The sequence below is a fragment of the Streptomyces sp. NBC_00986 genome, assembly GCF_045162565.1.
In the GTDB taxonomy this organism is placed as follows: Bacteria; Actinomycetota; Actinomycetes; order Streptomycetales; family Streptomycetaceae; genus Streptomyces.
This window is the reverse complement of sequence record NZ_CP108733.1, coordinates 4,652,504-4,674,635: the sequence shown is the minus strand read 5'-3', so window position 1 is coordinate 4,674,635 and position 22,132 is coordinate 4,652,504. Positions and strand designations below refer to the sequence as shown.

Below are 22,132 nucleotides of genomic sequence, written 5' to 3'. Positions count from 1 at the left end.
GGTTCTCCTATCCGAGGGCGAGCTGTCCCTCGGCGACCGAGGACTTTCGGGGGCGGCGCCCCTGTTGCCCTCGCCCGTGGGCGTGGGCAACAGGGGCGCCCGTGCACTGGTGGTCGATCACGTGCGGGCGGGTGCACTCCGTCTTGCGTCGGTGGCAGTCGGCCCACTGCAGATCGGGCTCGCCCGCCGTGGTGCGCACGCACCAGTCGAGCCGGTTTGGCTCGCGCAGCATCGCGGCCGCCGCAGGGGCCAACTCATCGACGTCGGCGGTCACATCGAGTGCCGCCCGGTTGCCGACGAGCTGCCGCAGTACGGTGCGACCGCAGCGGCATCGCTCACGACGAGCGCCGCCTCTGCTGCTCGGTGGGTATGTCACCCGTAGCGCTCGACTCGGCCGCCGGACCGCTTGCGGGCGCGCTCGCGTTCCTCGTGCGCCTCGAACTCGCCCTCGGTCGGATGCTCGGCGAGCAGCAGCTCGACCGCGGCGTCGACGTCCTGCGAGCCGGGTCCGATCTCGTCGAGGGTGCCGTTCATCTTGCGTTGCCGGTACATGGCTCGCATGACCTCGCGCAGTCGCCTGATCTGGTCACCCTCGACGGCGACCTCGGCGAGTTTGACCCTGAGCTTTACCTGTGGGTCTTTGTCCTCGCCGACCGCGTGGCCGGTGTACGTCGTGCTCGCGAACTCGACGACCGCGACGATCCGGGCGCCCGGCGCCTCGAACAATCCGCGACGCAGGATCGCCGGGATCGCTTGCTGCAGCATTCCGGCCGCGCCGTCGAGCTTCACCTCGACCTCAGCGTCTTCGTCCAACCTGGGCATCTCTACTTCCTCCGTCGCTTGTTGAGGGACTGCTGCAGCACCCCGTACTGCCGGGCGGCCGCTGCACGGATCTCGGGTATCGGGCACTCGTCACGGCGGTGCCGGCCGTAACCGATCACGAGCGACTCGACCTCGACGTCGCCCTTCGCGGCCTTGCTGAACTGCCCGCACGCGCAGTCGGCATCGGCCACGGCGAGCGATCGATTCCCGTCCTTGCGCACGCGCAGCCCATAGCCGGGGCGCGGGTCGCCGATCGTGGGCGTCAGGGGCGCGCTCATGCCGCGCGCCCCAAGTCGCGGCGGGCGTACTCAACGATCTGCCGCACGAGCGGAACCTCGGGCGCGACCCGGTCGAGCAGTAGTTGCGTGGCGGCCGCCGCCTGCAGCGGCACGACGCCGTTACCGGCCGCCTTGATCCGGGCGTTGCGCAGGTTCGCCTCGGTCATGCCGGGCACCGGCGGTACCGAGCAGAGGTGCCCCTCGGGGCAGCCCATCATCCACTCGTCGAACTCGGCAGCTAGCTGACCTCGATCATTAGTTGGCCGGGGATGGGGCCGGCCGAGGATCGTTTCCCACTGCTCGACCGCCGGCCCGTACTCGCCCCAGTCGACGACGAGGTCGTCGGCGACGACGTCGAGCCCTGCAGCCCGGCCGCGACGCTCGGCAGCGTCAGATCGCCCGAGCTGCCACGCTGATTCGGCCCGCCCTTCTCGCCGTCCGAGGCGCGCGGCGTCGGCAGCAGTTTGCGCGTGACTCCCTCCAACGAGGGACGCACCGCCGCGCCGGCGCTCGGCGATTGATTGCTGCCGTACGGCGTCGCCGTCGGCGTCGGCAACAGCCGTGTTGCGTCCGTGAGCGTCCGGCCATACCCCTTGCCGTACGGCGTCCCGTCGGTCCGGAAGTTCGCCGTGTCCCGCGAGTCCGCTGCGGTCGGCGTCGGCAGCAGCGAGATCGCCGTACGCAGGTCCGGGCCCCCCTCGCCATGCCGGCCCGCGCCCTTGCGGTCCGACACTCGCGGCGTCGGCAGCAGCCGCAAGGCGCTCGGCAACTGCCCCTTGAACCCCTCGCCCTTCCAGTCGCGGGCCGTCGGCGTCGGCAGGCCACGCGAGGATGAACTCGCGAAAACGCTCGTGGGGAGCGCCGACCTCCGACGCGCGTACGCCCGCCCACTCCGCATCGAACCCGATGGCGGCCAGGTCGCCGAGAACGGCGCCAAGAGCTCGAAGCACGTAGCGTGCTCCGGAACTTGGGTCCATATCCGCAGAGCCGGGTTCCACTCCACGGTCAGCCTTTGTCGAGAGGATGCCGCGCACATTCTCGATCACCACCAGTCGGGGCCGAAGGATGGCAATCGCCCGCAGCATGTAGTGCCACAGACCCGAGCGAGTGCCGAGAGCGATGCCGAGCCGGTGCCCGGCGACGGAAAGGTCGGTGCAGGGGAACCCGCCCGTGAGAACGTCGATCGGGCCGTACTGCAGCAGCGTGCGCAGCCAGTGCACGAACCGGATGTCGCCGAGGTTGGGCACCTCGGGCCAGTGATGCGCGAGGATCCGCGCGGCGTACTGGAACTTGTCCTCGGGGTCGTACTGGCAGTGCCACACGGTCTCGCCGCCGAGCACGGCCTGCACGCCCATGTCGAGCCCGCCGTATCCGCTGAACAGCGAACCGATCCGAAGCGTCATGCCGCGGCACCCATCACGAACCGCTGCGCGTACGTGTCGGGCCAATCGCCCTTACCCAGCGCCTCGCGCTGCGCCTCGGGCATCGTGAACAGAGGCAGTCTGAGCCAGTCGTACGCGGCGGCGCGCAGCCACCACGCGTCGACCTGGTCGGCGCCCTCGTCGTTCTCGAACGTGGCGCCGGCCGCGAGGAACGCGGCCGCCGTCATGTCCTGCTTGGTGGCGCCGCCGTTGTCGCACGCGTACTTCTTCAGCGTCTTCGTGTTCACGTACGCCCACGGCACGCCGGCGTCGACGAGCAGCGCCTGCACGACGCCGTGCAGGCACGCCATGTTCTTCAGGTTCGTGAGGCTCATGCGCCCCGCGTTCATGGGCAGGTCTTCGATCACGGCGAGGTCGGGTCGTTGCTCGGCGACCTCGATCGTCAACCGGTCACGGATGACCGTCATCCGACGCGGGCCGTCCTTCTGCCGGGTCCGGATCCGGAACGTCGAGCCGTCGGGCAGGCACACGCCGGTCGAAGTGATCGAGAGGTCGAGCCCGATCACCTGCAGTCCGGCCGGGGCCGCGGTGTGGTCGTCGAGCGGCACCTCGTCGGCTGTGATCAGGCCGGGGATCATGTCGGTCATGCCGCACCGCCCGACAGCGGAGTGATCGGCCCGTACAGCGTCCGCAGCACGCCGAGCGGCTGGACCTCGCCGTCGTCGGCCCGCAGGATCGGCTCGCCGAGCCTGTCGGTACTGCCGTGCCACTTCCACTCGCGGTTGAACTCGTCGCCCCACAGCAGCGTGAGATCCCACGAGTCGCCGCGCGGGTCGCGGTACACGCCGCGGGCGCGGTCGAGGCGCCCGCCTCGCGCGTCGGCCGGCTCGTCCTCGCGCGGCCGATCGTGCTGTTCCTGCGTCGGGCTGCAGAGGAAGGGGCCGTGTTCGGCATCCAGTCGGGCGGCGATCCCGCGCAGCAGTTCGGCGGCGAGCGACTTGCACACGCCCGAGGTGTGCACGGTGTACGAGCCGTCGTGCTCGACCGCGACCACGATCGCGGCGTTGCCGTTGCGGTCGACGTCGAATCCGATGATGTTCCGGTCGGTCATGCGGGTGCCCCCTCAGTGCTCGGCTCGACCCACGGGCGCAGCGGCCACGTGCGGTCGACGACCGCGTTCGGGTCTGTCTTCCGGAAGTGCTTTTCGAGCCCGGCCGCCTGCTCGGCCGCCCAATCGATCTGTGCGGCGTGCAGCTCGGCGAGCGAGAGACCGCGGAACGCGTAGAACCGCGGCCGCCGGATCGCCTGGATCCGCTCGGGCAAGTCACGCCACCGCGTGTGTGCGATCTCCGCGATCCTGCGGGCGATCTGCGCGGCGGCGAGCGCGTCGAACGAGCAGCCGTGCGCCGCCTCGTCGTCCCACGGCACGCCGTAGACCTGCGCGAGCGTGACGAGCTGCCGCGCCCCTTGCTGCTCGCTCGGCCGCTTGCGGAACTGGTCGGCGTGCTGGTCGAGCACGCGAGTGTCGATCACGTGCAGCGGGGTGCCGTCGAGCCGGTCGTGCAGGGTCGGCAGTTCGTACCGGCGGCACTCGCGGTCGAGCAGCGTCAAGTCGTACGACACGTTGTGCCCGACGATCGCCGAGCCGGCGAGCAGCACCTGCCCGGCCAGTTCCGCAGTGATCTCGCGCACGACGTCGCGCGCCGGGTCACCCTTCGCTCGCGCATGCTCGGTCGTGATCTTGTGGACCTCGGTCGCCTCGGCGGGGATCTCGACACCGGGGTCGGCGAGCCATTCGCCGGCCTCGTCCTCGATGCCGCCGCCGCGCGCGATCACGGCGCCGGTCACGATCCGGTCGTTCTCGACGTCGACGCCGGTCGTCTCAAGGTCGAACGCGGACCATCGGCCGAAGTGCCACGTCATCGGCGTGCCCCCGATCCGGGCTGCGCCGCCGCCGGCCATGAGGTCGCGGGCTGCGCGGTCTGCGGTCCGGCTGCGTCCTGGTCGCCCTCGCCGAGCACCTCGACGTCGTACACGCCGTCGTCGTCCGGCCCGAGTTCGCCGCCGCCGTGTTCGTCCTGGTCGCCGACCTCGCCTGTCGTCGGGTCAATCCCGTTGCCGATGTCCTCGGCGATCCGCATGAGGTCGAGCGACAGCTCGTCGGACCCGTCGCGGGCGACGTGCCCGGCGCGGTTCGCCCGGTGCCACACCTCGCGCACCTCGGCGGACGTACGGCACTCGCGGGCGTCGGCGAGGTAGTCGGGACGCTCGGCGGGTGCCGCCTCGATCGCCAGCCGCTCGATCGTGCCCGGATCGAGGGCGGCCGCCATGGACAGCGGCCCCGAGAGGGCGTGACGCAGCGACGGGATCGCGGGCACGACCATGACGACGGGGAACCGCTTGGTCTTGCCCCGGCGCTTGACCTCGCGCTGCTCGATCCACATGCGCAGCGGCATCGGCGACTTGCCGTCGGTCGCGGCGAGCACGGCGTCGATCCCGCCCGCCATGGCGTCGGCCGCGTAATAGCTATGTGTCTCCAACCGCCACACGCCGAAGTCGGGAAGATCGGCGAGCATCACGTTCAGGCGCGACGTCGGTTTGCACACGCTGCCCGCCGGCTGCTCGTGCCACGACTCGCCGTGCTCGGCGAGGCACAGACACGGCCGGCGCGAGAGCTTCTCGGTGATCCCGTCGCAGCGGCGAGCGCACCCGCCGCCCGTCCATAGCTCGTTGTCCTGCGACAGCGGGTCGCCGGGCGGCAGGATCGCCCGCAGCTCGTGAGCCTCGGTGATGACCCGGAACTGCGAGATCTTCGAGCCCTGCGGCGTCCACTCCTCGGCGCTGCCGCCGTACAGCGTGGCAGCGCGCTCGACGTACTCACGGGAGTGCGACGACAGGATGAACGTCGCGCTGCGCTGCGCCTGCGGCCGCTTCTTCGGGTCGGCGTGCGGCGTGCTGTATCCGGTTCGGATGCGGCCGAGTTCGGCACCCTGCCGCTTCATGGTCATGATGCGCGATCCCATGGTCACGCTGCCTTTCGGTTGGATGCGCCCGGCGCCCACGGCGGGTCGATCGCCGGGTACGCGCTCGGGGCGTCGTGCAGATAGCGGGAGGTTTCGAGGGCGCCGAGGAACGCCCGGAACTGCGCCCGTCCGGACGGCACTTCGATGAACCGGCGACTGCGCGGCCGCAGGTTCAGCAGCGCCGTACGGTGCACCCGCGGCGCCGGCTCGCTGCTGTCGTCCGGCAGCAGCCACTCGGGGGCGTGCCGCAGGGCGGCGAGCTGCAGCGGCTGATCGTCATAGACCGTGCTCGCTGGCTTCTTCGTGCTCGTCTTGTAGTCGATGAGCCAGAGCTGCCGCCTACGGAACCGGCCGGTCGGCAGCCACAGCCACAGATCGCCCGTACCGGCGTAACCGCGCTTCCGGTTCATCACGGTCGTCTCGACCGCCTCGACGTCGTGCTCGAAGTCGACGCGCCACAGCCGGAACCACGCGGCGAGCTGCACCGCGTACGGCTCGACCTCGGGGTCGTACGGGAACGGCGTGTTCAGCACGAGCGCGACGGCCCGCAGATGCACACGCGTACCGAGGTCGGCCGCTCGCTCGCTGTACTCCCGTGCCACCGCGACGAGTTCGCGCCGCAGGGCGGTCGGCTCGACGCGCGCCCGGCGAGCGGTCGTGATCGGGTCGGCGATGACGGCGTCGGCGGTCAGGCCGGCCGCCCACGGCACGAGCGCCGGTTTCGCGATGCTGCCGAGCGCGTTCGTGACGCTGATCAGGTCCGGCCCGCCGTCGGGATCGGTGTAATACCGGCCCCGCTCGGTGTTGTGCGCCCACTTCGGATCGGTCATCGGACCGCCCCCACCCACACGTCGGCGCGACCGTCGCGGGCACTGTGGAAGAACGCGGCGATGCGGGCTCGGCGCCGTGCACGCACGAACGACGCGTCAGACAGCGCCGACGGGCTCGGGCACGTGCAGGGCAGTGTCGTCGGGAACTCGCACGGGCGCGGGTGCCGGTGAGTGGACTCGCCCTGTTGCGGCGATTCGCCGCGGGTGTCCTTCTCACGCGCGAGGGCGTCGCCCTCGACCTGGTCGAGCAGCCGGTCGGCCGCAGGCGCCCCGTAACCGACCCGTACGAGCGCGGCGTGCACCTCGTCGCGGGCGCTCATGCCGACCTCGTCTCGGTGTCGGCGTTCAGCAACTCGACGACGTAGGCGGCGAGAGTCGGCGAGTATGTCTCGACCTGCAGTGACGGGCAGCAGTCATAGACGCCGGTCTCGTCACGGGTCGGGCCGCCGGGGCCGTCGACGATCACGTGCTCGTCGTCGTCGCCGTCGGCGGTGCACACCGGGGCGAACCCGGTCGGCGACTCGCTGTCGGTGATGATGACCCGCCACATCGGGTGTCGCTCGCCGGCCTCGACCTCACAGAGGTGCCCGACAGCGGCCCGTGCCTGTACGAGAGTCCCGTTCACCGGACGCCCCATGACGCGGGCGACCGCCTCGGCCTCGACCCGACCGAGCAACTCGTCGAGGTACTCGCCGCCGAGGTGCGCCCCATCGGCGTACTCGTACAACTTGTCGCGGGCGCTCATGCCGACTCACCCGCCCCGCGGTCGGCGTTCAACAGCTCGACCAGGTAGTCGACGAGGGACGATTCGACCGCGATGATCGGCTCGGGGCAGCAGCCGAACGCCGACGGGTCTTCCGACTCGATGTGGTCCTCGTCGGTGCACACGGGCCCGATCGCGTTCGGCTCGGCGGCGAAGCCAACGAACGTCGCACGCCACTCGGGCCGATCGCTCCCGGTCGTTCCGCGCAGGAACTCGGCCGCCGCACGGCGGGCGTCATCGAGGGCGCTCACGCTGCTTCACCCGCCCCGGCGAGCTGCGGAATGCCCCGCTCGGTACGGAACTCGGCGATCGCCGGCCCACAGCACACGGGCTCGCCCTCGACGCTGTGCGTGTCTTGGTTCGTCGAGTCGTCCGCCGCCTCGTCGGCGGTCAGCACCTCCCACCGCAGCCGGCAGTACGAGCACGTGTGTGTCTCGGTGCAGGCGACGGTGACCTCGTCGACCTGCGGGCGCCGCCGCAGGTCGGCCGCGATCTCGTCGCAGCGGCGCCGGTAGTCGCCCTCGACGTCGCGGCTCGCGAGGCTGTCACTCACGGACAGGAACCCGAAGTTGCCGAGGCGGCGCGGCAGCACGGCGACCGTGATCGGCCCGCTCGTGGCGACGAACTCGGCGAGGTCGTCGAGCCCGGCGAGCCCGAGGTCGGCGGGGCGGCGCGGCTTGAGAGTGACCATGACGCGCCACTCATCGCGGTGCGTCTGCTTCACGCCGCCGCACCCCCCTCGGCACGCTGCGCGGCGGCCGCACGGCGGTCGGCGAGCGACCGCACCTGTCCGGCGAACTGCAGTGTGAGTAGCCGCTCGGCGAGGTTCGTGCACTGCCGGCCGTAGACCGGCAGTTTCGTGCGCACCTCGGCGACGAGGTCGTCGACGAGCCCCTCGAACGGGAGGTCGCTGGGGCGCTCGATCAGGTGCGGGTCACGCCCCTGCATGTCGACGAGCCCGTCGAACCGGTCGAGGAACCGGTCGGTGAGTAGCGCCTCGACGACGTCGGTCACGACGCACTGCACGAACGGCTCGACGTCGAGCGTTACGCCCGTGGGAATCGGCTCGGTCGTGATGCGGTACGGCCCGTCAACGGGCGTGTTGGTCTTGGTCATTGGGAACCCCCAGACGAGGCAGCGATCAGGACGACGGCGACGATCAGCAGCCCGACAGCGACGAGCGCGTTCTCGATCACGGGCGGGCCGCCGTCCGGCGATCGAGGCGGCCGTGCAGCTCGCCGTACATGGCGGGCACACCGACGCCGATGAGGCGGGCACGGACACCGCCGTACGTGCAGCGCACGACCATCGAGGCGCCCGTCGAGTCGCCTCGGGCGTCGCCGATGCCGAGCGCGTGCATCCACTGCTTCCAGTCGGTGAGCGACCTCGGGTGGACGACGAACGTCACCTCGCCGCCGGCCGCCGACACGTCGGGCTCGCCCGGCATGCCGTCGGTCTGCGCCCGTGCGGTGTCGGCCGCCTGCCGGGCTCGGCGGCACTGGTCGAGGGCAGCCGTGGCGGCCGGGCTCGGCGCGGGCCGATTCCTGCCGGGCGTCGAGAACGGATCGGTGGACGGGGCGAGCAGCCGCAGGTCGTCGAGCGCCCGCGCCGCTTCGAGGGCGGGATCGGTCGTCTTGCCGTGCACGATGGCGGCGGCGATCGTGCGAGCGGCGCGTTCGACGGTGGTGTTCGTCATGCCGACACCGACCCTCGGAACGCCGAGGGCACGAACTCGTCGTGAACGAGCGCGACATGTACGAGGATCCGGACGGTCGAGCCGTCGGCGCGGGCGGGCGTCTCGGCGCGCAGCGTCCACAGCGACGCCCCGTCGAGGGCGGGCGCGCGGTTCACGTCGCCGCCGAGGGCGAACACCCACGCGGCGAACTGCCCGCCGTCGGCGACGACGACGTGTACGCCGTCCTCGCGGACCAGCGGCGGCCGCACGGTCGGCAACATCAGGTAGTCGATTGCCGTCTCGACCGCAGTGAGTCGGGCGTCGACCGTCGGCGCCTCCGCCGTATGCAGGGGGATAACCTGTGCGCTCAAGGCACGTGCCTCGCTTTCTGTGTTGAGTGGGGAGCGAGCCGACAGGGGTCGTTCCGGATGCCGGTCCGGGCGGCCCCGACTCGCGTCCGGGGTCTGTCAGGCGGCGGCCGCGCCGGGGCGGTAGCTCGCGAGGTGCTGCTGCGCCTCGGCCCGCTTCTCCGCCTTCGTGGCCTCGCTCTTGGCGCGGCGGGCGGCCGCCGACTTGAGGGCGAGCGCGGTGTAATGCGCGCTGCGCAGCGACTCGGCGATCTGTGCGATCTGCTGCTCGGTCGCGTCGGGGTGCTTCTCCCGCGCCATGTCGACGAACCGCGTGTGATGCGACGCCCTACGAGCGGCGGCGGTACGAGCCGACCTGTTCGAGGTGTTCGCCCAACTCATGTGAGCCGCGAACCTCATCTGCTGCGACCGCTCGCTCGTGTTCACGTCGTTCTGCCTCTTCCTCAGGATGAGTGCCCATGCCCATGGGCGTGGGCATCGGGTCGTAAAAAAGAGCGTCCCGACGTACGTCGAGCACTTCGCATATGCGGTCGGCAACGTCCTTTGTGACCGAAGGACGTTCCCCCGACAGCAGTGCGCCGATCTTGCTCTTCGAGACGCCGACGGCGTCGGCGAGCTTCCGGATATCCAGCGAGCCGCCGCCCGGCGCCCAGGTCATCAGTCCTCGCAGCAGGTGATTGCTGGTCAGATGGAACCGGGCATGGGTCATGGATGCGCCTCCGTTTTGCTGCCCACGATCGTGGACGGCCCCAGTACAGCACATCGTTCGAACGGTGTCCACGATCGTGGGCACCTTATGGGGGAGTTAAGAATCGGTCGAGCATGCCCCCGGAGCCCCCATGACTGCCCCCGATCGTGGACAATGTCTCGCAGATCGAAATGGTTGTAGGCCCTGACCTGCGAATTTGATTGTTCGCCCGGTTTTGGGCGTGGACTCATGAGGCTGGAGAGGCGGAGGGATGCCAGAGCAGCGCAACGCGCTCACGGAACTCGTGAAGGCGCATGTCGGCGGAGGACGGCGCATGTCCACACGAGAGTTCGCGGCCGCTGCTGTGGACCCGGACACCGAATGGTCGCCGAGTAAGAGCCTCGTCGCGAAGATCATCGGCGACCAGGGGTACGACGTCACTCCTCAACTCGTCGGCGCGCTCGCCGTCGGACTCGGGATCGACCGCGCGATCGTCGCGGCTGCGGCGCACCTGCAAGTGATCGGGTACACCGAGGTCGAGTTGGCGAGCGGGGCGCCGGCCGTACTGCTCCGCATGATCGGTCCGGACGGAGAGGCGGACGGATCGACCGATAAGGCGCAGGCGATAGCAGAGCGATGGGACGCCGAACAGTAAGCGGTCACTCGATCGGGTGATGCTTCAGTGAAGTCGCGTTTAGCCTGTCGCCTCTTGGTGACGAGATCACACACCGTGTCAGGTGAAACGCCCTGTGTTTAGACCCCGCCTCGTCGTAGAGTGATCGAACCTCGCGCGTGTCGAACGCCGGTTCGATTAGTGCTGCACTCAATCGACCGGCGGGAACAGGGGGTCACGTGACAGATGTGCGAGTGGAGCAGGTCGAACTCGACCGAGGTGTGCCGATGATGTATCGGGACTTCGGGAGATACGTCCGGCTCGCTCACGATCCCCAACAGATCGACGAGGCTTCGGCGCTCGCACTTCTGTGCCTAGGCATGCCGCAGCTCGTCGGGAATCTCTCCGTGCAGCGAGAGCCGTAACCCCCCACCCGGCTGCACGCGTACGCCCCGGTAGCCGGCTCGTCAACGAGCCGGGCACCGGGGCGCAGTTGTTGTTCAGGCGATCCTGTCGGCCGGGCTGAGGCGAGCGTGAGCGGCGCGGGCGCGCTCGGCGCCGGCCGACGCCGCGTAGCGAGATAGCATCTGCCGCGAACTCCACCCGGTGATGCGCATCAGGTCGTCCTCGTTCCCCCCGTTCACCTTCCACAGGTGCGCGAACGTGTGCCGGAATTGGTGAGGGTGGATCGGGTCGATCTCGGCCTCGGCGCACCGCCGCTTGAGCATGGTCCCCACGCCCCAGATGGTGAACCGGTGCATCTTCTGCCCGCGGTCGCCCCACCACAGCCACATGTCCTCTTCGAGAGCCTTGCCCTTGTGCTTCGCGGCCGCCCGCAAGTACCGGTCGAGGGCGGTCGCGGCCGTGCGGCCGAACGGCACCGACCGCCACTTGTCCTTTTTGCCGAGGACGCGCAGCACCATCAAGTCGAGGTCGAGGTCGGCGACCTTGCGGTCGGTCAGTTCGGACAGCCGCACCCCCGTGTCGAGGAACAGCAGAAGGATCGCCGTGTCTCGCCGGTCGGCGTATGTCCGGCCCTTGCACGCCTTGAACAGCTTCACGAGATCGGTGTCGGAGACGACGGGCACCTCGGTCTCGGTGACCGTCGGTGGCTTCATCGTCCGCATGGGGGTTCGGTCGATCTCTTCCTCGTCAAGTAGCCAGTTGAAGAAGGTTTTCAGCGCCCTGAAATGCTGGTGCGCGTTCGACGCCGAGGTGCGCTTGATCGTGGCGGCGATGTACGCCTGCACGTGCTCGCGGTGCACCTCGTCGAGGTCGGTCGGGGCGGGCCGGCCGGGCTTGCCCTCGTCGTCCGCGACGGGCCGATAACCCTCGTCCTGGTCGAGCAGGAACTCGGCGAACTGTCTCGTCGCGTTCCCGTAGATCCGGATCGTGTTATCGCTCTTGTTCTCCGACTTGAGGGCACGCAGCCATGAGGCAGCCATGGGCCCGATGTTGTAGCGCTCATCTGCCATGAGAATACGATGTGCCCACGATCGTGGACAGTCAAGGCGCTTGGCCCGAAAGCGATGTGCATAGATCGGGAAATGAAAAAGACCAGCGTTTCCGCTGGTCAGAGGGTGTTTGCGCCCCCGGCAGGACTCGAACCTGCGGCCAAGCGCTTAGAAGGCGCCTGCTCCACTTGCTGAGCTATGCGGGCTGACCTGCGACAGCGCGGAAGCTTCTGACTATGCCCCGCCAAACCGGGGGTATACGGGATCTGTGGACGCTCACGCCGGCCCCGAGGTCTGGACGTGCATTCTGGACGGCGGCCAGGCGTCGGAGCTGGCCGCTGGCGTCCGGGGAGACCGCGAGTGAGCGCGAGCGCTGTGCTGCTCTGCGAGGTTCGGTGCGGTGGCACGAGCCTGATGTGGCGCTCGTAGAAGTTCCGCAGACTTCACGCATGTGCGGGCGCTTCCGGGTAGCGTTGGCGATCTTCGGCCTTCTTGTACTTTGTCGCGCATCCCGTGCTGGGATGGTGCTGGGATGTGCCCGCATTTCCGCAGGTCAAAGCCTTGTGGTGGAGTTCCGCTTCAAGGTGTGATCGTTCGTTCTCTGCATGTGAGCCATTGGGTCAAGCGTGCGCTTCGGAAAGGGCCGGGCTCTGTCGAGCCCGGCCCGCTGCTGGACGGAGACGAGCGCACCTCCGCCGTGCCGTCGCGGTCGGCGCGGTGGCACCGTGCCTCGGTCATCACGTCAGCCGGGTGATTCCGCGGAGGCCGTCCCCCGACGATCGAACCAGAGCGCTATTTCGGCCACGGTGGTCACGATCAGCAACGCCAGGCAGCATACGAAGCCGATCAGTCCGGCCTCCAGCCAATAGATCCCACGCCAGTCCATGCACTCCAGGGCCGGTGAGCAGCCGACGGTTCCGGGGCTGATCTGCGGTCCCTTCTCGTGGTACCCGATGAGGAGGCAGGCCACCGATATGACGGTCGCGGCGGACAGCAGGCACCACCGGATCCGCCGAGTTCCCCACCACGACAGAATCCAGCCGACGATGGTCATCGCCGGCAGGATCCACACGTATCCACTGACTATTGCCACACGGCATCGGTCCGTGACATCGAGTTCCGGCCGGTCTGCCGTTGGGTGACGTGGTTGCCCGTGTCGATCAGTCCTATCAAGGGGTGCTTGATGGTCGGCAGATCACCCGCCGGCTTCCGTGTCGTCACCTCCAGGCTCAGATCGAGCCGGTCACCGGACTTGAGCTTCACCGTTGTGCTCCACTTGGTTTCGAACAGCGACCTGGTCCGGGTACGCGAAAGGAGTCGTACACCGGCGTCGTGCGCTGTGTGATTGAGCCGGGCGTCGGCGACTTTGACGTCGCTCACGATCTGGGGATCCAGCGCCACGGAGAAGGACGCGGTTGCGGGGGCGGGGCCCGGTCCGATGCTTTGCACCGTGACCTGCACCGGATAGTAGTACCACCGCTTTCCGTTCCCCCACTCGTGGCGGCCCCAGACACCGCTGACCTCAAGGCCCCATGGTGTGGCGACGCCGCCGAACGTGCTCGGCCGGTGCGGCTGGAGGCTCCGTCGACCGCTCGCCTTCGCGTTCTTCCGGCTCACGGCGGCGGTCGAGTCCGCGGGCCCGACGACGAGATCGTGCGGATAGAGCACGGGGTAGGCGGTTCCCACGACGACCACCGGATCACTGCCCGCGGCGACGGTTTCGGCCAGGGTGACCGTGCAGGTCGCCAGTGTCGTCCTGGGGTCGGTGGTGATCGTGCTCGTCGTGCGCAGCCGGCGGTCGTCGACGGTGGCCACTGCGGCGGGCAGCGGCGAGTAGAGCCGAGGGTCGTAGGTGACGGTCACCTCGGTCCCGGCCGGAAGATCCGCGCCTGCGTGCTGGATCTGTACGGCCAACTGTCTGGGGAACGCCGCCGGTTGGACACCGACGCCGGGAAGGACCGCGACCGGGCTCGCGCCGACCGGCACCAGCACCACGTCCGAGGCCGCGGAATCGGCCCACGCCGGTCCGCCCAGACCGGCGACGGTGATGGTGGCGACGCCCAGTGTCAGACCTCCAAGAGCCAGGACCTGCCGACGGGTGATCTTCGGATCGTTCCCAGCGGCAGACCGGCCTCACCTCGATGTCGCGGGGAGATTCACAGTGGACATAGTCCCCGGTTACGTGTTCGTCCTGCCGGCGGTGATCGTCGTGGGATGGATCCTGTCGTGGTGGGGCGCCCGTCGGGTCCGGTGGTTCCTGCTGTCCGGCGCGGCCGTCGTCTCCGTGCTCTGCGTCGTCATCGGCTGGCTCGCGATGGGGCCGCCGGCGGACCCGGGGACCGTCGACTGCTCGTCCAGTTGGGCGTGCACGGACCCGGGTTCGCTCTACGTGGTCGCGGCCGGGCTGCTGGGTTTCGGATGCTGTGCAGTGCTGGTGATCCTCGCGCTCGTGGGCGAGGCGCTTCTGGTCTGGAGGGGACGCCGGGTCTCCAATTGAGGGTCCGGCGGTGGAGTCTGCTGTGCGCCGGGGTCTCATCTCCGTGCTCTCCCCCGTTTGGGGGCCCGTGTGTCGTCGCCGCGTTCACGCTCGCTCGACGGCGGGGACCTGCGCCGGTCACAGCCCATCAGGGTGCTGGCGAGGACGAAGTCGACGAAGGTCGCCACACGGGCGGGGTGGTGTGAGCTGTCCATGTGAACTGTCATCACGAACGGTCATTGTGTTTGAAATGCGCAGATTCGCACGGTTTTGATGTTCTTTCCGGGTGGTGTTCAATCGCGGCATGAGCAACGCAGACCGGCACCGGCTGATCGCCCAGGCCGTCAGGGAGTCGGGCAGTGCGACGGTCCCGGAACTCGCCGAACTGACCGGCGCCTCGGAGATGACCATCCGGCGTGACCTGGACACACTGGCCGCGCAGGGTGCCCTCCAGCGCGTCCGCGGCGGCGCGCGCACCCTGCTGCTCAGAGGCGAGGAACCGCCCTTCGCGCTGCGCGCCCACGAGGCGGCCGACGAGAAGCGCCTGATCGCGTCCGAGGTGTCCCGGCTCATCGCCGACGGCGAGACCGTCCTGCTCGACAGCGGCACCACCTGCCTGGAGGTGGCCCGCCTGCTGCGTGGACGGCACATCACCGTGATGCCTCTGTCGCTGCAGGCCATTCACGTACTCAGCGACGCTCCCGGCCCGACCACGTTGATGGTGCCGGGCGGACGGCCCCGCGCCGCCGAGGGTGCCCTGACCGGCCCCCTCGCACTCGCCTCCCTGGCGGCGCTGCGCTTCGACACCGCGATCGTCGGCTGCTGCGGCCTGAGCGCTGCCGAGGGCCTGACCGCCTACGATCTCGACGACGCGGCGGTGAAGAAGGCGATCATCGCCTCCACGCGCCGCATCATCGCCGCCGCCGACGGCAGCAAGCTCGGCCGCACCGCCCACGCCTACGTCGGCCCCTCCGCACTCGTCCACACCCTCGTCACCGACAGCACGGCGCCCGCCGACGAAGTAGCAGCGCTGGAAAGAGTCGGCACTGTCGTCAAGACTGTCTGACGGCGATCAGCGTCCCCGGGCCACCGCGTTGCTGGGAAGCCGGGCCGCAACCTCGGCGACGGCGGTGCGCTGTCGTCCAAGATGCGGGGTGCGGGTCCAGCGCCCAGGTGTGAACAGGCGGGTGCGGCTGGGGAAGTCGGCTTCGTCTCCGAGCCCGGGGCCCCTCGGCGACGTGCCGACCGCCAGCCCCTGCCGCGACAGCGTCTGCGGTCGGCACCCGTACGCGCCACGCCCGCGGTGGAAGCCTCGATGCCGACGCTGTGTCTCATGGTCGCCGACCGTGAGTCGCCCGTCGGCGACGTCAGCCCACGGTGTGCCGGGAGCGGCTCATGACGGCGATGCCGGCCGTCGCCACCAGGCCGTACAGAGCCGGTGCGAGGAACACGTGCGGCAGTCCCAGCACGGCCACGCCGAGACCGCCGGTCAGTCCGCCCAGGGCGCTGGCGATCGCGGTCGAGCTCATGAAGACGGCCGAGGCGGTCGCGACGGCCTCGGGCAGCAGGCGCTGGGCGACGATGATGCCCAGGCCGGCGAACACCCCCCATACCCCGCCCATGAGGACCTGGCCGGCGAACATGCCCGCCGCGCCGCCGGTGAGCGCGAAGCACAGGTTCGCGCCGGCGCCGAACGCGGCGCCGAGGACCATCAGGCGCATCATCCCGGTCCGGCGGGCGACGACCACCGCCACCGGCATCAGGACCAGCTCGATCAAGGGCTGGATGCCGATGACGGCGCCGCTGACCGCCGTCGGCAGGCGCAGGTCGTCGTGCATGTAGATCGTCAGGTAGCCGTACTTGATCGGCTCTCCCGCGTAGACGAGCACGTACAGTCCGGTGAAAGCGAGCAGGGGCAGCATGCCCCGCACCCCGACGCGCCGCTCGGTCGACGCCTGGGATACGTCTGCGGCCTGCGCGCCCAGTGGGGTCGAGCGGGCGCCCGCGAGGCCCATCGGGAGGATCTGCGCCAGGGTGCACAGTCCGGTCGCCACGAGCATCGCACGCGGGCCCGCTGCCGTGGCCAGCAGCGAGCCCGCGACCGGGCCGACGATCCACCCGGCCGTCAGCGCCATGCGCACGACCGAGACGACTCCGTCCCCGACCGGGCTGGCAGTGGCCTGCAGGTCGTCGTGGACCGCGGCGAACAGCTGCGACCCGGCACCGCCTGCGAACGCCAGGACCACGGCACTGATCACGAACGGCATCCACGCCTGATCTGCCAGAGCCATGGCACACCAGCCGAGGAACCCGGCCACGGCGCACAGCCGGAACAGCCCGAGCCGTCTTCCGGTCCGGTCCGAGCGGGCGCCGATGAGGTAACCGGCGACCGGGGCGGTGATGCTCGTGAGGTAGTAAAGGCCCGCTGTGGTCAGCGAGACGTGCAGGTCATCGACCAGGAACAGGGTGATCTGCGGGGCGGCGGCCGAGGTCCCGAGCCCGGACAGGAACAGTGCGACGGTCGCCCCGCGGTACAGCGGCGAGCCCCACACCGAGCGCAACGCGGAAGGGGCGGGCGCGACGTCGGCGGCCGGTACAGGTGACAAGGCGGGTCCCCCGAGAGATCAGGCGTAAGACGTCACACACCGTAGCTTCGAACATTTAGAACATCAATAGTGTTCGCAAGGCCGCCATCGGATCAGTAATGGTGTGCGCTTAGGTAGAGCGGTCCGGCCCACGCGCTCGCCCTCCGGCTCACGGACGAGGAAGTAGCAGCCGTGGAGGCTCCGTACGTCAACGTCGGACCAATCTGGTTCTCACTCGGACTGACTCGGGGTCCGCAACGAGCCTGGGCGTTGCCTCAACGCTCGCTGGAGCGGGCGGACTGGTGATGGATGCCTTGCTCGGCTGGGCGCTCGGTGAGCAGGGTGGAATATCGTCTCCTGGCTGCGGCCGAGGCGGCTGCGTGTATCGCTGCCGGGCGGCCCTGTAGAACTCCATGCGGTCCTCGACGGAGACAACGCGGATGCCAGTACGCAAGCCGCGTAAGGGTGAGCAGCGGGGCGTCTGGTCTGCATGTGCCAGGGGCGGAGCCCCCGATTCCGTTTCAACGTGTGAGCGGATGAATCAGCACCTCGCCGCCGATGAAGCGAACATGCAGGTCAGAAGGGTCCGGAGTCTCGTGAGCCCGGACCCTTCGTCGATCCCGTGCTGGATCGGTGCTGGATATTCTGACTCGACGTCAGTAGTGCCCAGGTGCCGTGAGCGGTGGGGTGATCCTGACGTGTACGACCTGCACCACGAGCTTTCCGCTGCCCATCGTGCAGGCGGGCCGACTCGCCGATCTACAGTCGGCGGCGTCCTGGCTGCGACGCAAGCGCAGTGGTCTTGTCGGCGTCTGCGGTGAAGGGGAGCCTCGGGGAGTCGATCGCCTACCGGATCAGCTTCCGTCCTCGTCCTGTGCGCGAGGTGCGGCGGGCCGGTGCGGGCTGTGCGAGGTGTCCCAGAAGTAAGGAGGTGTCAGGTCGTCGGCGCCGGTCTCCTGCCGGCCATGGTTCCGTTCGTCTGCGCTTCCGTCCGCCGCCTCCGGCGTGAACGTGCCTGCGCCCGTGTCGGTATCCGGGTCCGCGCCCGCCCCCGAGAACGGTGCGTCCTCGGGGGCGGCGAAGCCCGGTGACCAGGGTCCCGTGGTGCTTCCCCAGCCGGAAGGTCCGTTCTCCGGTTCCTCGGCGTCGTCCTCATCGGACGTCGGGAGGAGGGTCCGCCTGATCTCCTCGGCGGCCTCGGTCAGGCCTTCCGCCTCCAGGTCCCGCACCACGCGGTGGACGAACACCGTGTATCCGTCCATGCCCGGTTTCAGGCCCACCGCATCCAGCAACAGGAGCAGCCGATCCGAGACCCTCACCTCCTCCTCGCGGTCGAAGGTCCCTCCTCCTAGGCCGGGCCCGTTCCACAGCGGGTTCCCGGCGGTCGGCTCGCTCCGGGCGTACATGGGCGGGACGAGCAGGTGGCGGAAGAGCTCGGGCACCTCGTCGTCGTTGGCCGCTGCCGCGATCTGGGCGAGCGGGCCGATCATGTCGACCGCCTTCTCGATCTCGTTCTCGTGGCGGGCCAGCCACCACACCACCGCGCTGCCCGCGCTCTTGAGCACGTCGTCGCCGAGGTAGCGCCGTTTGTTGCGCTCGTGCTGACGCTCGTACTCCCAGACCTCCTCGTCCTTGCGGAGGTCGTTCAACTTCCGCAGGCGCTCGCGGTCGGCGGGTGTGAGGGTCAGCGTCACGTCGGCTGCCTGGGCCGTCACCCGTCCGCTCCGGTCGAGGAGCGGGACGCCCAGTTCCCCCTCCAGGAGAAATCGCGCGAAGTTCACCCGGCTGGGCACCTCGCGGTGGACGACCTCCGTGGCCCGGCTGACGACGGAGGACACGGCGAGGCCCGGGCAGGCGCCGCCGGCCGGGTGGGTTTGGTCGGGGGCCGGCCTCCACCACACGGTGGCGGAGAAGAGGAAGTCGTAGCCGTCCGCCGCGCTCGGCAGTGTCGCGTCGACCACCCGCGTCTCCTGGTACGGCAGCTCCGTCGGCGCCGCGGGGGGCTCCGGATCCCCGGGTCCGTACGGATCGGCCGACGCACGGCCACCGCTGAGGACCGTCATCACGAGCAGCAGCGAACCCGAGGCCGTGACCATGGACATGAAGCCCCACAGCAACGTCGGCCAGTTCAGGAGGTTTCCGAGCACAGCCGGTGCGAGGCCGCAGAGAGTGACGAACAGCAGGCTGGGAAAGCGGTGTTTCATCATGCCTCTTCCGTGGTCCGTGGTCCGGCGCCCGAACGCTCCGTACTCTCCGAGCGGGCGTACTGCGCGTGGTCGATGTGCTGCCAGAAGAGAGCGGCGACGGCCGCCCGGGAAGGGTGGCGCGCGGGCCCCGACCAGTCGTAGGCGATGGCGTAGAGGCGGTGGAGTGCGGGCGTGCGGCCGTGGGTCGCCCCGACCAGCACCTCCAGTGCCATCTCCCGTGAACTGTCGCCCGCCACGGTGTCCAGCCAACTGCTCACCAGCGGGTTCCAGAGCTCCGTCGGCGGCTGGGAGAGAACCGTCTCCCAGCCGAGGAACAGGTCCGGCCACGGCGGCGGGTCCGGTGCCCGGTCGCTGCTCAACAGTTCTGTGAGCAGCCGGAGATGGGGCTCGGCCTCGCGCGGCTCCCGACGAGTCCGGTCCCGCACGCGGTCGATCAGCAGCCGGTAGAGCCGCCGGTCGCGGCCGGCGAGGTCGAGAAGCGCCTCCCGAGCCCCGCGCGCCGCCTCCCCCTTCCGTACGGCGAGGTGGTGGAGCCGCACCATCGCCTGATCAGGGTGGGTCGCGCAGAGGCTCTGGAGGCACGCGGCGGTCAGGACACGGACGAGACCCTCCGACACAGGGCCGGACCTCGCGCAGTCGTACATCCGCTTGCGGAACCATCCCCCGAACCTCTCGTGGCTGAGGCCGAGTTCGAGGGCCGCGACGGCTCGCGGGTCGTGGGACGCCCCGGTCGCGCGGTCCGCCCAGCGCACCACGAGGTCGAAGAGGTGGTCGGGCCGCCCGACGGCCAGCGACCGTTCGCCGAAGCGGACGACGACGTTCACCCGGTCGTCCGTGGTCAGACCGCGCAGCCCGGCGGCATGACCGATCCAGTCCCTGAGGTCGTCACGCACCCCGGGGAAGTTCGCCCAGAAGTACGTCCGTACGGCGTCGGCGTAGGCCAGCCGTTCGAAGCGAAGCCGTCCGTCCGGGGCCCGTTCGACCCCAAGCGCTGCCAGCCGCTCCCCGAAACCTGTCCGTGCGAGCTCCGTCGTCGTTTCCTCCTCGTGCCGCACCGTTCTCATCAGGCCGTGCCACGCCTCGTAGACGGTGTCGGCGGGGGTCTCCTCGAACACCGCCGTCGCGAGCAACAGCGCCCGCTCGGGCGCGGTGGTGACAGCGGCCACCTGCTGGCCCACCTCACTGGCACGGTCGGTCACCGCGTGCATCGCCTGGTCGAGCCATCCCGCGAAGTCGGCGCCGAACCGGCCGCTGTCGCGAGCGGCCCTCACCAGCCCCGCGAGCCGCGCCAGTTCCCGCATGGGGGAGCGGTCGTACAGGCGCTGGAGGTCGGGGCTCCCCAGGTCCGAGGGGCGGAAGGACATCCGGTCCATGCGGAGGTACCGGGTGACGACGGCGAGGCCCCGGGGGCGCCCCAGCATCACCGTGTGCGGTTCGAGGTCCGGCGGGTGGGCGTGCTCGAGGCCCGACGGCAGGACGACGACCATGTGGGCCCCCGCCTCCTGGACCTGTGACCGGCGTACGGCCAGGCGGCGCTGGGCCTTGGCGTACGCCTCTTCGTCGACGAGCCCGGACAGGTCGAGGAGGAAGCGGTCCCCCTCACTGGGGGTGAGCGGGCTCTCGTCCTTGTCCGTGGCGGGAAACTCCTCGAACCGGACTCCTTCCTCGTCGGCGCCCCCGTCCTCACCGAGCCCATGCAGCAGCATGACCGCCGCGGCACGGCGGCCGGTGCCGGGCGGAGCCGCCAGCAGCACCACCGATCCGGGCTTCTCCAGTCGGTCGGCGGCGAAGCGGAAACCCCGCGGCGGAACGAACCGGTCGGCGAGACGCATCCGGTCCTCGCGGGCGATCCGGAGCGACTCGACCCCTTTGCGGATCATCCAGTCCGGGCCGACGCCGTAGAAGACGTACTGGTGCCCCTCGCCGTTGTTCACCGGGCCGCGCGGATCGCTGACGGTGACGCGGTCCTGTTCGGTCATCGTCCGTCGTCCGAGCGGCGGCGCTCGCGCTCGAAGCGCTGGTGGACCGTGCCGCTGTTGTCGCCGGCCGTGAACTGGACCCCGGTGTTGTCACCCTGGAAATGAGGCGCGTTGTACTGGTGTCCCCGACCGGTGTTCACGGGTCCCTGCGGCTCGTTGACGAAGGTGCCCGACAGGTCTCCGTTGAGGTTTCCGATGCCGCCGCGCACCCGCTGGTCGACGTCGCGCGCCCGCATCCTGCTGGGCGCGGCGTCCCGGGCGGACTCCTCGGGGGACTTCGCCTCCGTCCGCTCCCGCGCCGCACGGGCGTCGCGGTCCACCGCGCCCAGCTCGGGCAGCAGCCGCGTGAGGGCGTCACCGAGCGCCGTCATGTCCGTCTCGGCGTTGCGGTGGTCGAAGCGCCTGTACTGGCAGTCCGCCAGCTCCCGCAGATCCTCCGGGAGGACGGCGTGGTCGATCCGTGTGGCCTTGCCGATGAGCACGGGGATCACCAGGATTCCGCGTTCCAGCGCGGTCTGGATCTCACGACGCGTCCAGTCCTGCTCGGCTTCGAGGGCAGGGCGGCCGTCGGCTCCCCGCACCTCCGTCCAGCGTGGGCCGATCACGGCGAGGAGCGCCTCGCACTCCTCCACCGCCCTGACCAGTTCCACCGGGAAACGGTGTCCCGGCTCGATCGAGTCGCTGGCGAAGAAGATCCGCTCGCGGCCGAACCGTCGGATGAGCTCCCGAGCGATCATGGTGGCTGCGGATTCCTCGTCGCCTGTGCGGTAGTTGACGAAGATGTCGGGCATGAGGGTTCCCTTCGTGAGGGGAAGACAGGAGTGAACGGGTACTGGTGCGGGGGCCGCGGTCAGCCCGGGCCCTGGAGTCCCGACCGTGCGACGGCATGGCGCGTCCGCGGGAGGGCGCACGGATGAAGGCACGCCACCCGGAGCGTCACTGGTCGCGGGCAGCCCGAAGAGGCCGATGGCGTGGTGCTACGCGTCGGA

At 69.9% G+C, this 22,132-nt stretch carries 29 protein-coding genes and 1 tRNA gene; 4 read left to right on the top strand and 26 right to left on the bottom strand.

Annotated features, from left to right (window positions below; genetic code table 11):
- Positions 1-7: 7 nt before the first annotated feature.
- From OG504_RS20175 to OG504_RS20090, 18 genes are all read right to left on the bottom strand, one after another.
- Positions 8-274, bottom strand: a complete 267-nt coding sequence (locus OG504_RS20175; RefSeq protein ID WP_405991068.1) for a hypothetical protein — start codon at positions 272-274, stop codon at positions 8-10.
- A 98-nt stretch (positions 275-372) separates the two neighbouring features.
- The gene (locus OG504_RS20170; RefSeq protein ID WP_405991067.1) at positions 373-822 is read right to left on the bottom strand and encodes a hypothetical protein; all 450 of its coding nucleotides are present in this window, start codon (positions 820-822) and stop codon (positions 373-375) included.
- A gap of 2 nt (positions 823-824) precedes the next feature.
- On the bottom strand, positions 825-1,100 hold the full coding sequence (locus OG504_RS20165; protein ID WP_405991066.1) for a hypothetical protein: 276 nt from the start codon (positions 1,098-1,100) through the stop codon (positions 825-827).
- Entirely contained in the window at positions 1,097-2,503 is a 1,407-nt protein-coding gene (locus tag OG504_RS20160; RefSeq protein WP_405991065.1) for a DNA cytosine methyltransferase, read from the bottom strand. Before OG504_RS20160 ends, OG504_RS20165 begins: the two co-directional genes overlap by 4 nt.
- Positions 2,500-3,129 (bottom strand): hypothetical protein, encoded by a 630-nt coding sequence (locus OG504_RS20155; RefSeq protein ID WP_405991064.1) that lies wholly within the window; start codon positions 3,127-3,129, stop codon positions 2,500-2,502. Before OG504_RS20155 ends, OG504_RS20160 begins: the two co-directional genes overlap by 4 nt.
- The gene (locus OG504_RS20150; protein ID WP_405991063.1) at positions 3,126-3,593 is read right to left on the bottom strand and encodes a phiSA1p31-related protein; all 468 of its coding nucleotides are present in this window, start codon (positions 3,591-3,593) and stop codon (positions 3,126-3,128) included. The genes OG504_RS20155 and OG504_RS20150 overlap by 4 nt, the downstream gene beginning before the upstream one ends.
- Entirely contained in the window at positions 3,590-4,405 is an 816-nt protein-coding gene (locus OG504_RS20145; RefSeq protein WP_405991062.1) for an exonuclease domain-containing protein, read from the bottom strand. The genes OG504_RS20150 and OG504_RS20145 overlap by 4 nt, the downstream gene beginning before the upstream one ends.
- Positions 4,402-5,505, bottom strand: a complete 1,104-nt coding sequence (locus OG504_RS20140; protein ID WP_405991061.1) for a hypothetical protein — start codon at positions 5,503-5,505, stop codon at positions 4,402-4,404. The genes OG504_RS20145 and OG504_RS20140 overlap by 4 nt, the downstream gene beginning before the upstream one ends.
- Positions 5,506-5,507: 2 nt before the next feature.
- On the bottom strand, positions 5,508-6,335 hold the full coding sequence (locus OG504_RS20135; protein ID WP_405991060.1) for a hypothetical protein: 828 nt from the start codon (positions 6,333-6,335) through the stop codon (positions 5,508-5,510).
- Positions 6,332-6,655, bottom strand: coding sequence for a hypothetical protein (locus OG504_RS20130; RefSeq protein ID WP_405991059.1), 324 nt, complete (start codon positions 6,653-6,655; stop codon positions 6,332-6,334). Before OG504_RS20130 ends, OG504_RS20135 begins: the two co-directional genes overlap by 4 nt.
- Positions 6,652-7,080: a hypothetical protein gene (locus OG504_RS20125; RefSeq protein WP_405991058.1), complete on the bottom strand. Its 429-nt coding sequence runs from the start codon at positions 7,078-7,080 to the stop codon at positions 6,652-6,654. Before OG504_RS20125 ends, OG504_RS20130 begins: the two co-directional genes overlap by 4 nt.
- A complete protein-coding gene (locus tag OG504_RS20120) occupies positions 7,077-7,349 on the bottom strand; it encodes a hypothetical protein (RefSeq protein ID WP_405991057.1) in 273 nt (90 codons plus the stop codon). Before OG504_RS20120 ends, OG504_RS20125 begins: the two co-directional genes overlap by 4 nt.
- Complete coding sequence (locus tag OG504_RS20115; protein ID WP_405991056.1) at positions 7,346-7,822, bottom strand: hypothetical protein; 477 nt, start codon at positions 7,820-7,822, stop codon at positions 7,346-7,348. The genes OG504_RS20120 and OG504_RS20115 overlap by 4 nt, the downstream gene beginning before the upstream one ends.
- Positions 7,819-8,214 (bottom strand): hypothetical protein, encoded by a 396-nt coding sequence (locus tag OG504_RS20110; protein ID WP_405991055.1) that lies wholly within the window; start codon positions 8,212-8,214, stop codon positions 7,819-7,821. Before OG504_RS20110 ends, OG504_RS20115 begins: the two co-directional genes overlap by 4 nt.
- A gap of 76 nt (positions 8,215-8,290) precedes the next feature.
- Entirely contained in the window at positions 8,291-8,794 is a 504-nt protein-coding gene (locus tag OG504_RS20105; protein ID WP_405991054.1) for a hypothetical protein, read from the bottom strand.
- Positions 8,791-9,144, bottom strand: coding sequence for a hypothetical protein (locus OG504_RS20100; protein WP_405991053.1), 354 nt, complete (start codon positions 9,142-9,144; stop codon positions 8,791-8,793). The genes OG504_RS20105 and OG504_RS20100 overlap by 4 nt, the downstream gene beginning before the upstream one ends.
- A 96-nt stretch (positions 9,145-9,240) precedes the next feature.
- Positions 9,241-9,441: a hypothetical protein gene (locus OG504_RS20095; protein WP_405991052.1), complete on the bottom strand. Its 201-nt coding sequence runs from the start codon at positions 9,439-9,441 to the stop codon at positions 9,241-9,243.
- 28 nt (positions 9,442-9,469) lie between these two features.
- On the bottom strand, positions 9,470-9,850 hold the full coding sequence (locus OG504_RS20090) for a helix-turn-helix domain-containing protein (RefSeq protein WP_405991051.1): 381 nt from the start codon (positions 9,848-9,850) through the stop codon (positions 9,470-9,472).
- A 313-nt stretch (positions 9,851-10,163) separates the two neighbouring features.
- On the opposite strand from OG504_RS20090, the gene OG504_RS20085 reads away from it, so the two are divergent.
- Together OG504_RS20085 and OG504_RS20080 are read left to right on the top strand one after the other, a co-directional pair.
- Positions 10,164-10,484: a hypothetical protein gene (locus OG504_RS20085; protein ID WP_405991050.1), complete on the top strand. Its 321-nt coding sequence runs from the start codon at positions 10,164-10,166 to the stop codon at positions 10,482-10,484.
- Between the two features lie 197 nt (positions 10,485-10,681).
- Positions 10,682-10,867 carry a hypothetical protein gene (locus OG504_RS20080; RefSeq protein WP_405991049.1) on the top strand — a complete coding sequence of 62 codons (186 nt, stop codon included), beginning with the start codon at positions 10,682-10,684 and terminating at the stop codon, positions 10,865-10,867.
- Between the two features lie 75 nt (positions 10,868-10,942).
- On the opposite strand, the gene OG504_RS20075 is transcribed toward OG504_RS20080, so the two are convergent.
- The 4 genes from OG504_RS20075 to OG504_RS20060 all read right to left on the bottom strand — a co-directional run bounded on the left by OG504_RS20075 (position 10,943) and on the right by OG504_RS20060 (position 13,891).
- On the bottom strand, positions 10,943-11,917 hold the full coding sequence (locus OG504_RS20075) for a tyrosine-type recombinase/integrase (protein WP_405991048.1): 975 nt from the start codon (positions 11,915-11,917) through the stop codon (positions 10,943-10,945).
- A gap of 112 nt (positions 11,918-12,029) precedes the next feature.
- A tRNA-Arg gene (locus OG504_RS20070) sits at positions 12,030-12,102 on the bottom strand.
- 536 nt (positions 12,103-12,638) lie between these two features.
- On the bottom strand, positions 12,639-12,950 hold the full coding sequence (locus tag OG504_RS20065; protein ID WP_405991047.1) for a hypothetical protein: 312 nt from the start codon (positions 12,948-12,950) through the stop codon (positions 12,639-12,641).
- A gap of 29 nt (positions 12,951-12,979) precedes the next feature.
- Positions 12,980-13,891: a hypothetical protein gene (locus tag OG504_RS20060; RefSeq protein ID WP_405991046.1), complete on the bottom strand. Its 912-nt coding sequence runs from the start codon at positions 13,889-13,891 to the stop codon at positions 12,980-12,982.
- A gap of 166 nt (positions 13,892-14,057) precedes the next feature.
- Here OG504_RS20060 and OG504_RS20055 point away from each other — a divergent pair, with 166 nt between their 5' ends.
- The gene (locus tag OG504_RS20055; protein WP_405991045.1) at positions 14,058-14,393 is read left to right on the top strand and encodes a hypothetical protein; all 336 of its coding nucleotides are present in this window, start codon (positions 14,058-14,060) and stop codon (positions 14,391-14,393) included.
- A 283-nt stretch (positions 14,394-14,676) separates the two neighbouring features.
- Positions 14,677-15,438, top strand: a complete 762-nt coding sequence (locus OG504_RS20050; RefSeq protein WP_405991044.1) for a DeoR/GlpR family DNA-binding transcription regulator — start codon at positions 14,677-14,679, stop codon at positions 15,436-15,438.
- A 301-nt stretch (positions 15,439-15,739) separates the two neighbouring features.
- Here OG504_RS20050 and OG504_RS20045 read toward each other — a convergent pair whose 3' ends face one another.
- The 4 genes from OG504_RS20045 to OG504_RS20030 form a co-directional block, all read right to left on the bottom strand.
- Positions 15,740-16,978: an MFS transporter gene (locus tag OG504_RS20045; protein ID WP_405991043.1), complete on the bottom strand. Its 1,239-nt coding sequence runs from the start codon at positions 16,976-16,978 to the stop codon at positions 15,740-15,742.
- An 833-nt stretch (positions 16,979-17,811) separates the two neighbouring features.
- The gene (locus tag OG504_RS20040) at positions 17,812-19,164 is read right to left on the bottom strand and encodes a hypothetical protein (protein ID WP_405991042.1); all 1,353 of its coding nucleotides are present in this window, start codon (positions 19,162-19,164) and stop codon (positions 17,812-17,814) included.
- Complete coding sequence (locus tag OG504_RS20035; RefSeq protein WP_405991041.1) at positions 19,161-21,143, bottom strand: hypothetical protein; 1,983 nt, start codon at positions 21,141-21,143, stop codon at positions 19,161-19,163. Before OG504_RS20035 ends, OG504_RS20040 begins: the two co-directional genes overlap by 4 nt.
- A complete protein-coding gene (locus OG504_RS20030; RefSeq protein WP_405991040.1) occupies positions 21,140-21,934 on the bottom strand; it encodes a TIR domain-containing protein in 795 nt (264 codons plus the stop codon). Before OG504_RS20030 ends, OG504_RS20035 begins: the two co-directional genes overlap by 4 nt.
- Positions 21,935-22,132: the final 198 nt, after the last annotated feature.